This is a genomic window from Vibrio sp. 970, from assembly GCF_033339075.1.
Map to the genome: position 1 here is coordinate 1 of NZ_JAWOTW010000432.1, position 641 is coordinate 641.

Annotated in this window: 1 protein-coding gene; it reads right to left on the bottom strand. The window is 47.7% G+C overall.

The features are described from left to right. The coding region (locus R7Q11_RS27130; protein WP_263857208.1) for an arginine deiminase-related protein at window positions 1-641 on the bottom strand (641 nt) is incomplete at both ends.

Consider the following 641-nt stretch of genomic DNA (forward strand, 5'->3'; position numbering starts at 1 on the left):
GATGGTTTCCAGTTGCAGAATGTTGCCACAGAACTGGTTCATCTGATCAAGCGAAATTGAGATAACTTGTTTATCTTTTGCCAGAGACTTCAAAACAAAACGACGCTCAAATTCTGGGATCACTTCATCACAAATCACACAGAACTGCTCACCCACAGCCATCATCACGTTGGTATGGTAAATCGGCGAACCCGATGGCAAACGGGTTTGGAATGAAATCACGCGCTCATAACCAATGCGATTCGCGTAATCTTCCAACACTAGGCGATCACAACGCTGTGACAACGCGGCATAAACGGTTTTGTTTAGATGGTCAAAAACCATCACCCCAGTGCTTTCTAGGTACGCGTGATCGCCTAGGTAATCCGTTAGACTGCTTTGCTGGTGAACTTCACGTCCTGCAGCGGCTAGCGCGGCAATTAACGCTTCCGGGCGAACCTCATGCTGACGGTTTTCACACGCCATTGGGAAGGTATAAAGCGTGCCGTCTGGTGTCGTGCTAAACCAGTTGTTTGGAAATACCGCATCTGGCGTCGCAACATCAGAAACTGGATAGTCAAATTCCACCACTTGCACTCCTTCTTGGCGCAACGTGGCAACCATTGCCGAAAATTCAGCCATGGTTTTTTGTGATACTTCTT